8 protein-coding genes are annotated in these 9,414 nt (G+C 64.6%); 1 reads left to right on the top strand and 7 read right to left on the bottom strand.

Features of this window, described 5'->3' with window-relative positions; translation table 11 throughout:
• The 5 genes from DBR12_RS01530 to DBR12_RS01510 form a co-directional block, all read right to left on the bottom strand.
• Positions 1–442, bottom strand: a 442-nt coding sequence (locus DBR12_RS01530) for a KUP/HAK/KT family potassium transporter (RefSeq protein WP_199226606.1), incomplete at its 3' end; no start/stop codon positions are given.
• 343 nt (positions 443–785) lie between these two features.
• Entirely contained in the window at positions 786–2,081 is a 1,296-nt protein-coding gene (gshA, locus tag DBR12_RS01525; RefSeq protein ID WP_108615642.1) for a glutamate--cysteine ligase, read from the bottom strand.
• 190 nt (positions 2,082–2,271) lie between these two features.
• Entirely contained in the window at positions 2,272–3,738 is a 1,467-nt protein-coding gene (locus DBR12_RS01520) for a TrkH family potassium uptake protein (RefSeq protein ID WP_108615641.1), read from the bottom strand.
• A 21-nt stretch (positions 3,739–3,759) separates the two neighbouring features.
• Entirely contained in the window at positions 3,760–5,223 is a 1,464-nt protein-coding gene (gene trkA / locus DBR12_RS01515; RefSeq protein ID WP_108615640.1) for a Trk system potassium transporter TrkA, read from the bottom strand.
• Positions 5,224–5,284: 61 nt separating this feature from the next.
• Positions 5,285–6,565, bottom strand: a complete 1,281-nt coding sequence (locus DBR12_RS01510) for a glutamate-5-semialdehyde dehydrogenase (protein WP_108615639.1) — start codon at positions 6,563–6,565, stop codon at positions 5,285–5,287.
• Positions 6,566–6,629: 64 nt separating this feature from the next.
• Here DBR12_RS01510 and DBR12_RS01505 point away from each other — a divergent pair, with 64 nt between their 5' ends.
• On the top strand, positions 6,630–6,911 hold the full coding sequence (locus tag DBR12_RS01505) for a hypothetical protein (RefSeq protein ID WP_108615638.1): 282 nt from the start codon (positions 6,630–6,632) through the stop codon (positions 6,909–6,911).
• A gap of 30 nt (positions 6,912–6,941) precedes the next feature.
• Here DBR12_RS01505 and DBR12_RS01500 read toward each other — a convergent pair whose 3' ends face one another.
• Together DBR12_RS01500 and holA are read right to left on the bottom strand one after the other, a co-directional pair.
• Positions 6,942–8,090 (bottom strand): HD-GYP domain-containing protein, encoded by a 1,149-nt coding sequence (locus DBR12_RS01500; protein WP_108615637.1) that lies wholly within the window; start codon positions 8,088–8,090, stop codon positions 6,942–6,944.
• A 108-nt stretch (positions 8,091–8,198) separates the two neighbouring features.
• Entirely contained in the window at positions 8,199–9,254 is a 1,056-nt protein-coding gene (gene holA / locus DBR12_RS01495) for a DNA polymerase III subunit delta (protein WP_108615643.1), read from the bottom strand.
• Positions 9,255–9,414: the final 160 nt, after the last annotated feature.

The following is a 9,414-nucleotide window of genomic DNA, read 5'->3' as shown; positions in this document are numbered from 1 at the left end:
GGGTGATGGGGATCACGTACTGCTTGAAGTGGGGCGAAACCACCTCCAGCCCCTCCACCGCCGACAGCACCGAAATGGCCGGGGTGATGACGCCATCGCCATAAAACAGCGAAGTGCCAAAAATGCCCACCGCAAGCAGCACACCGCGCAGCCGGGGCTTGTCTTTCACGGCCTGCGAGGCCAGCGCCAGCATCGCAATGAGACCGCCTTCGCCGTGGTTGTCGGCACGCAGCACCAGCACCACGTACTTCAGCGACACGATGACCGTGAGCGTCCAGAAAAAGATGGAGAGGATGCCGTAGATGTTGTCCGGGGTGAAAGGCACATGGCCGGAGCCGAACACCTCTTTGACGGCATACAGCACGCTGGTGCCGATGTCGCCGTACACCACACCGATAGCGCCCAGCGTGAGCGCTGCGAGCGAAGATTTGGAGCTTTGCACTGACCGCACCCGGCATGCGCGCAGCCGCCGGGATTCTGTTACTTTTGGGAACGCTATTGTGCGCCTGAGCCAGATCATGCGCCTGGAGGCATCCGCCCAATGTTGCGACGCAGCAACTGGCCCTTGCTGCCCCCCTTGGCAGGCAGGTGCGGGCGTGGCAGGCGCACCCACCTTGCGCCACTCATCGGTCCGTTCAACCTGGGTGCGACCTGCAAGACCGGCAACACTGGCAAGCAGCTACCAGCAGCTGCCGCTCAAGGGCCGCCCCGCAGCACTGGCAGCGCTTCGCTTTCGGGCGCTGGGGGCGCCACCTGGAGGAAGGCGCCGCAGGCGACTCAGCGGGCTAGTCGTATACCTCGGCGTCGGGGTTGGTCGCTTCCAGCTCGTAGCTGGCCGCCAGCATCGCCAGCCGCGCCACCACGCCATACATATAGAAGCGGTTGGGCGCACTCACCCCGGGGCGCACACCGGGCTGCGGCATGTGGGTGCTGTGCTCGAAGGCCAGGGGCACAAAACTCGCGCCGGGCGCATTCAGGTTTTCGTCCACGCCGCGCTCGGCATGCATGCGATAAAAACCGCCCACCACGTAGCGGTCCATCATGTAGACCACGGGCTCGGCCACGGCTTCGTGCACGCGCTCCTGCGTCAGCACACCTTCCTGGATGATGAGGTCGTTGACCGGTTGGCCGTCCTTGATGACAGCCATCTTGTTCTTGGTCTTGCGGTTGACCGCATCCAGCTCCTTGGCATCGCGCACGGTCATGATGCCCATGCCATAGGTGCCGTTGTTGGCCTTGACGATGACGAACGGCTTCTCGTTGATGCCGTATTCCTTGTACTTGCGGCGCACCTTGGTCAGAAGGGCGTCGACCGTGGTCTGCAGCTTGTCCAGCCCCAAGTCTTCGGCAAAGTCCACGCCGTCGCACTGGCTGTACATGGGGTTGATGAGCCAGGGGTCGATGCCCAGCATCTTGCCAAAGCGCTTGGCCACCTCTTCGTAGTTCTTGAAGTGGGTGCTCTTTCTGCGCACGCTCCAGCCCGCGTGCAGCGGGGGCAGCAGGTACTGCTCGTGGATGTCTTCCAGGATGCCCGGCGGGCCTGCAGACAGGTCGTTGTTGAGCAGGATGGTGCAGGGATCGAAATCCTTGAGTCCCAGGCGGCGCTTGGTGCGCACCACGGGCTCCAGCGTCACCGTGTCGCCATTGGGCAGCTCGATCAGCGTAGGCTTCTTGATCTCAGGGCTGATGGAGCCCACGCGCACGTTGAGCCCAGCCATGTTGAAGATGCGCTGCAGCTGCACCACGTTGGCCAGGTAGAACGTATTGCGCGTGTGGTTCTCCGGGATGATCAGCAGGTTGCGCGCCTCAGGGCAGATCTTCTCGATGGCGGCCATGGCGGCCTGCACCGCCAGCGGCAGCATCTCCTTGGTCAGGTTGTTCCAGCCGCCAGGATAGAGATTGGTATCCACTGGGGCCAGCTTGAAGCCCGCGTTGCGGATGTCCACCGAGGTGTAGAACGGCGGCGTGTGCTCCATCCATTCCAGCCGGAACCAGCGTTCGATGGCGGGCATCGAGTCCAGAATGCGCTGTTCAAGTTCGTTGATCGGTCCCGTGAGGGCCGTGATGAGATGCGGAACCATAGATGCCCTCGGGAAGCAAATTGCGGACGAATTGTAGGGATTTGGGGTCGCCTTCCCGTTTCGCAAGGCGCCACCGCACAAACCGGAGTCTTTTCATTTCCAGACCATTCGCGCCTGGGCGCGAAGCCGCTGGAATCGCTGCAGCACGACAGGGCAAGACAACAGCGACATGGATGGCTTGGAGGTGGAATCAACGGCGCCAGAACGCAGGGGTGAGCAGTGCCATGAAACTCAGTATCTCCAGCCGCCCCAGCAGCATGGCCAGCGTACACACCCACACCTGAAAATCCGTCAGCACCGCGTAGTTGGACGCTGGGCCCACGCTGCCCAGCCCCGGCCCCATGCAGTTCACACTGGCAAGCACAGCCGAAAACGCGGTCACCGGGTCCAGGTCGGTCAGCAGCAGCACCATGCTCAGGCCAATGATGGTGGCGCCATACACGAGCATGAAGGCCAGCACCGAAAAGATCACCCGGTTGTCCACCAATGCATCTCCCAGCCGCACAGGCTGCACGGCGCGGGGGTGCACCAGGCGGTTCATCTCGCGCCGTGCCTGCTTGAGCAGGATCAGCATGCGGACCATCTTGATGCCGCACCCCGTGGAGCCCGCGCTGGTGGCCACGCCCGACAACAACAGCATGAAAACCGGCGCAAACACCGGCCAGCTCAGGTAGTCCACCGTGGCGTAGCCCGTGGTCGTGGCCACCGACACCAGGTTGAACATGCCATAGCGCAGCGCGTCCAGCGGCGCATACACCCCCTTGACCCACAGCAGCACCGATACAAGCAGCCCCCCGCCCACCAACGTGAACAAGGTGGCGCGCAGCTCCGGGTCGCGCCAGAAGCCATGCCAGTGCCCCTTGCGGATGGCCACAAAATACAGCGCGAAGTTGCAGCTGGCCACCAGCATGAAACCCACTGCAATCGCCTCCAGCAGCGGCGACTGGTAAAAACCGAAGCTCGCGTCGTGCGGCGACAGTCCGCCCAGGCTGACGGTGGAGAACATGTACATCAGCGCGTTGATCGGGTCCATGCCCCCGGCCCAGTAGGCCAGCGCACAAGCTGCAGAAAACAGCGCATACACGCCCCACAGGCCCTTGGCGGTTTCGGTCATGCGCGGGGTGAGCTTGGCGTCCTTCACAGGCCCCGCCGCCTCCGCCTTGAACAGCTGGCTGCCGCCCACGCCCAGCAACGGGAGCACGGCCACGGCCAGGATCAGGATTCCCATACCGCCCACCCATTGCAAGAAAGTGCGCCAGACGTTCATGGACACCGGCAAAGCATCCAGCCCGGTCAACACCGTGGCGCCGGTGGTGGTAAGCCCCGACACCGCTTCGAAGTAGGCGTGGGTGAATGACATGGGCCGCCCCACCTCGTGGGTGACCAGCATCATCGGCAGGGCCGCAAACAGTGGCAGCAGCACCCACACCAGGGTAACCAGCATGACGCCATGGCGCGGCTGCAGTTCGCGGCGAAACAGGCGCAGCTTCCACCACAGACCACAACCCACGCCCAGGGTGGCCGCCATGGCAACGGGATAGATATGCCACACCCCATCGCGCAGGAACCAAGACACCGACAGCGGCAGCCCCATGGTCAGCGCAAAGATCATGATCAGGATGCCCAGCACCCGCAGCACGGGAAACATGTCCACCATGGCGTTCTCGCAGGCTCCGCGTCAGAAGAAGGTGGCGCTCACGCGGAAGAGCTTTTCCACGTCGCGCACCCGCCGCTTGTTGGGCAGGAAGAACACCACGTGGTCATTGCTCTCGATCACCGTCGTGCTGCGCGGGATGATGACCTCGGGCTCAAGCAGGCTGGCTGTGGCTGCGTCTGTGGAGCCCGAAGCATCCGGCAGGCCGCGCACGATGAGCCCGATGTGCACGTCACGCGGCAGCTGCAGATCACCGACCTTGCGGCCCACCACGCGCGAGCTTTTGCGGTCGCCGCGCGCCACGATCTCCAGCGCCTCGGCCACGCCCCGTCGCAGGCTGTGCACGGCCTGCACATCGCCCTGCCGCACGTGGGCCAGCAACTCGCCCAGCATGGCCTGCGCGGGCGACAGCGCAATGTCGACCTGCGTGCCGTGCATCAGGTCAGCATAGCTGCGGCGGTTGATGAGGGCCAGCACCCGGCTCGCGCCCATGCGCTTGGCCAGCAGGCAGGACATGATGTTGTCCTCGTCGTCGTCGGTGAGCGCCAGGAACAAGTCCACCTCATCGATGCCTTCGTCGCCCAGCAGGTCCTCGTCGGTGGTGTCGCCCTGCAGCACCAGCACATCGGACGGAAGCGCCGAGGCCAGCTCCACACAGCGGTCGGCATCGCTCTCGATGATCTTGATGTGAAAGCGCCCCGGCGTTTGCGCCAGCTGGCGCGCCAGCCGCAGGCCCACCCCGCCGCCGCCCGCAATCATGATGCGGCGCACAGGCTGCAGTGGCTGCGATGCCGGGCGATGCAGGGCCGCCAGCACCTGGGCGATGTGCTCGTGCGCAGCCAGCACAAACACCTCATCGCCCGACTCGATGCGGGTGGCGGCATTGCAGGCGATGAAGCGGTCTGGCTCATCGGCAAAACGGCGGTAGATGGCCACCACGCGCATCGCCATCTCGGGCGCACGTTCGCGCAGCTCGCCAATCGTGGGGCCTACCATGGGCGCACCGGGTCGGGCCCGGCCCGACACCAGGCAGGCGCGCCCTCCCGCGAACTCGCGCACCTGCATGGCCTCGGGGTAGTCGATGAGCTTGCCGATGTAGCGCGTGAGCGATTCTTCGGGGCAGATGATGCGGTCCACCGCAAAACCCTCGGGGCCCACCAGCCGGTCGTCGCCCTGAAAACCCGTGGAGCGCACGCGCGCAATGCGCTTGGGGATGTTGAACAGCAGCTGCGCGATCTTGCAGCACACCAGGTTGGTCTCGTCCTGCGCTGCGCAGGCGATCAGCAGATCGGTGTCCTCGGCGCCCGCCTCGGCCAGCACGGCGGGCTCGATGCCATTGCCCACCACCCCGCGCAGGTCAAACCGCGACTCCAGGTCGCGCAGGCGCGCGGCGTCGGTGTCGATGACCGTGATGTCGTTGCGCTCGGACACCAGGCTGTCTGCCACGCTCTGGCCCACACGGCCCGCGCCGAGGATGATGATTTTCATGGAAAAATAAGGCCCCTGCGCGCGACTGTATTGATTTTTTAGCTACCAAATATATAGCAAATCATCCCCGCACTTCACCCTCGCCCAGCACCACGTACTTGAGCGAGGTCAGCCCCTCGATACCCACCGGCCCGCGCGCATGGAACTTGTCGGTGCTGATGCCGATTTCGGCGCCCAGGCCGTACTCGAAGCCATCGGCAAAACGCGTGCTGGCGTTCACCATCACACTGGCCGAATCCACCTCGCGCAGGAAACGCTGGGCGTGCACGTGGTTGGTGGTCAGGATGGCATCGGTGTGGTGGCTCGAATAGTGGTTGATGTGGGCAATGGCCTCGTCCACGCCCGCCACGATCTTCACGCTGATGATCGGTGCCAGGTATTCCTCGCTCCAGTCCTGCTCCGTCGCAGGCACCAGCTTGGCGCCCGCCACCGATTGCAGGATGGCCAGCGACTCGGGGCAGCCACGCATCTCCACGCCCTTGGCGGCATACACCGCACCGATCTGCGGCAAAAACTCTGCCGCCACGCCACGCGCCACCAAGAGGCCCTCGCTTGCGTTGCAGGGGCTGTACTTGTTGGTCTTGGCGTTGTCGGCCACCTTCACCGCCATGGCGACGTCGCAGGGGTCATCCACATAGGTGTGGCAGTTGCCGTCCAGGTGCTTGATCACGGGCACCTTGGCATCGCGGCTGATGCGCTCGATCAGGCCCTTGCCGCCGCGCGGGATGATCACGTCCACAAACTGCGGCATGGCAATCAGCTGGCCCACGGCCTCGCGGTCCGTGGTCTGCACCAGCTGCACGCCGTGCTCCGGCAGGCCCGCCTCGGCCAGGGCCTGCTGCACCAGCTTGGCCAGCGCCTTGTTGGAATCAATGGCCTCGGAACCACCGCGCAGGATGCAGGCGTTGCCGCTCTTGATCGACAACGACGCGGCCTCGATGGTCACATTGGGACGGCTCTCGTAAATCATGCCGAACACGCCAATCGGCACACGCATCTGCCCCACCCGGATGCCGCTGGGCTGCTGCTTCATGCCAATGATTTCGCCAATCACATCGGCCATGGCAGCGAGTTGTTCGCAGCCTTCGGCACAGGTCTCCAACACCTTGGGGCTGAGCTTGAGACGGTCCACCATGGGCTCGGCCAGGCCCGCTGCGCGGGCACGCTCCAGATCGCGGGCGTTGTCGATCTGCAGCGCATCCACGTTCTCGCGCAGCAGCCGCGCCAGCGCCTTGAGCGCTTTGTTTTTGATAGCTGCTGGCGCTTTGGCCATCAGCGCAGAAGCCGTTTTGGCCTGGAGACCGAGAGAATGCGTGTATTCAGCGACGTTGAGGGCGTTCATCCAGCGATTTTGCCGCACTTGGCTTTACCCTTGCGGCCTTGCACACTCACCACAGAACCCGGCCATGACCGACACCGCCCATTCCCAGCTCGCCACCCTGGCCCAAGCCCTGCAGGCCTTTGAACGCGGCGACCACACCGCCGCCACCCTGAGCACCCTGGCCCGCCAGCAAACCACCCTGCTTGCCGCCCTGCCCCCACGCTACAGCGAAGTGCTGCTGAACCTGCTGGACCGACTGGAATCGAGTGCGCTGTTTTCAGAGGAAAGCTGCTCGTTCAGCCAGAAGGATCTTGTGGCAAACCTGCAGATGTGGGCGGAGAAGGCACGCGGGGTGCTGGCCGCGTGACCGTCTGCCGAGCTTGCGGGCCAACCGACCCTACAGCTCGGCCTCTTCCCGAAACTGGGCCAGTACGGCGGCACGCGCCTCGGCGGCGTCCAGGAGAGCGGCCACACACTCGCCGTCCAGCCGACCCGCTGCCACTTCGCGCAGCATTTCGGTCTGCACCTGCGCCTCTCCCCAGGCATCCTTGTAGACGCGGCGGCTGGACAGGGCGTCGTACACGTCCGCCACCGCCACGATGCGCGCCTCCAGCGGAATCTGCGCCATAACCAGACCTCGCGGGTAGCCCGAACCGTCGCCGCGCTCATGGTGGCCGGCCACGATGTTGTGCATTACCTGCCCGGCCAGGCTGTCGCCGCCCCCCACTTCGTGCCGGATGCGCCCGATGATCTCCTCGCCAATGCGAACATGTTCTTTCATCAAGGTCCACTCGTCTGCGTCCAGTCGGCCGGGCTTGAGCAGAATGCGGTCCGGGATGCCCACCTTGCCAATGTCGTGCAGGGGAGCGAACAGGAAGAGATACTCGATGTACTCGTCGCTCAGATCGTGCCGCTCGGCCAGCGCCCGGCCCATCAGCCGGGCATAGTGGGCCATGCGGTCCAGATGCTGGCCGGTCTCCAGGTCGCGAAGGCTCGCCAGTCCGACCGCCACCTTGACGGTGCTCAGCACACCGTCCACCACTCGGCGCTGCAACAGGAACAACTGGGCGACGATGTCTGCAAAACCATCCAGGAACCGGGCCACATCCTCGGTGAAAGCCCCGACCACCTTGGCATCAAAGAACAGAAAACCCGCCAGCTCGTCCCCCTGAAACACAGGCCGGGTGTAGCTGGCACGGTAGCCGCGCTCCACCAGCCACGCACTGTGCGTGCTCTGGGTACCAAATGCAACGGCGATGTCGTCCACTACGCGGCTTTCTCGGCGCTGCGCCAGCGTGGCGAGCGAAGGTACCTGCGACAGCTTGACCTCATAGCGCTTGAGCAGCACCTCGTCCGCATTGCTGCTGATGAAAGTCTTGAGAAGATCGGTTCCAGGGTCGTACAACGCCAGCGCCACCCGCTCCAAAAACGGGTATCGCGCTCGGATGAGTTCATAGACCGCGTGCAGATTGCCCGTCAGATCGCTAGAGCTTTGCCTAGCGGGCAACAACCCGATTCCTGGAGGATGCGAGGGGTCGCACTTCATGGTGTTACCTTTATCCGCCAAACCCCGGGGAGGAATCGACGGTGGACGATGGGACCGAACGTGGCATTTGCTCCCCTCGCAAAACGTTCTTTGCCCTAACTTGTACTCTCAGCGCGCATTCTGCGCAACCCGGCACAGCTGAAAAGCCAGCCTCTGTAGGGCCTGCCAGCCATCCTGGGGCCAGTCGGGCTGCTTGAGCCCCTTGACGATGCCGTCAACCGTGTGGGCCGACTGCAGCAGCCGTGCCAGGGCCGCGTCGCTGGCCTTGGGCAGGATGCGTTCAAACAGCCGCTCCTTGGGGCCCCAGATGCGGTTCTCGCGCAGAGCCATGGGCAAGGGGCGGCCGGCGTTCATGGCGTCTTTCACGCGTTTCAGGGCACGGATGTCTTCGGCCAGCGCCCAGTGCACCAGCACCTCGGCCTCGCCCTCGGCCTGCAGGCCGTCGAGCATGCGCTGCACGCGGGCGGTGTGGCCCGACAGCACGGATTCGGACAGCTTGAACACGTCGTAGCGCGCCACGTTGAGCACGGCGGCCTCGACCTGGGCCTGTGTCAGCTCACCGGGGGGGTGGAGCAAAGCGAGCTTCTGGATCTCCTGGTGCGCGGCCAGCAGGTTGCCCTCCACGCGGTCGGCAAAGAACTGCAGGGTGCGCTGGCCTTCTTCGCCCGCCACCACGCGCTGGCCCTGCGCGGCCAGGCGCTGGGCGATCCACTGCGCAAGCATGCCGCGCTCAATGGGGTCGATCTGGATCGACGTGCCGCTGGATTCGAGCGCCGCAAACCACGCGCCGGTGCGTGTGGCCTTGTCCAGGCGCGGCAGCATGACCAACGTGAGGGTGCTGTGGTTGCCCTTGGCGGATTCAGCCACTTGCTGCAACGCCACGCTGCCGTCCTTGCCAGGCTTGCCCGAGGGGATGCGGATCTCGACGATCTGCTTGTCGGCAAACAGGCTCAGGCTGCCGCCTGCCGCGAGCACGGCACTCCAGTCGAAATGGGCGCCCGCCACGGTGTAGCTGCTGCGTTCGGTGTAGCCCTGGGCGCGGGCCGTGGCGCGGATGGCGTCGGCGGCTTCCTGCAGCAGCAGGGGTTCATCACCATGCAAGACATAAAGCGGCGACAGGCCCCGTTGAAGATGCTGAGAGAGTTGGGCCAGGGCGACTTGCATGCGCCAAAGTTTATCGCCTTGCCTGGCCGGATTTTGCGCAAATGGCCAGTGTGCGCCCACACTGTGCACAAAGGCGGTGGCGCACCGATCAGCCCGCGCACTGTTCATTGGCACCCAAAGCCCTGAGAATGCCCGGGCGCCACCGCCTTTGTGCACAGTG

Source organism: Acidovorax sp. HMWF029, assembly GCF_003060895.1.
In the GTDB taxonomy this organism is placed as follows: Bacteria; Pseudomonadota; Gammaproteobacteria; order Burkholderiales; family Burkholderiaceae_C; genus Acidovorax.
This window is presented reverse-complemented; position numbering and strand designations above follow the sequence as displayed.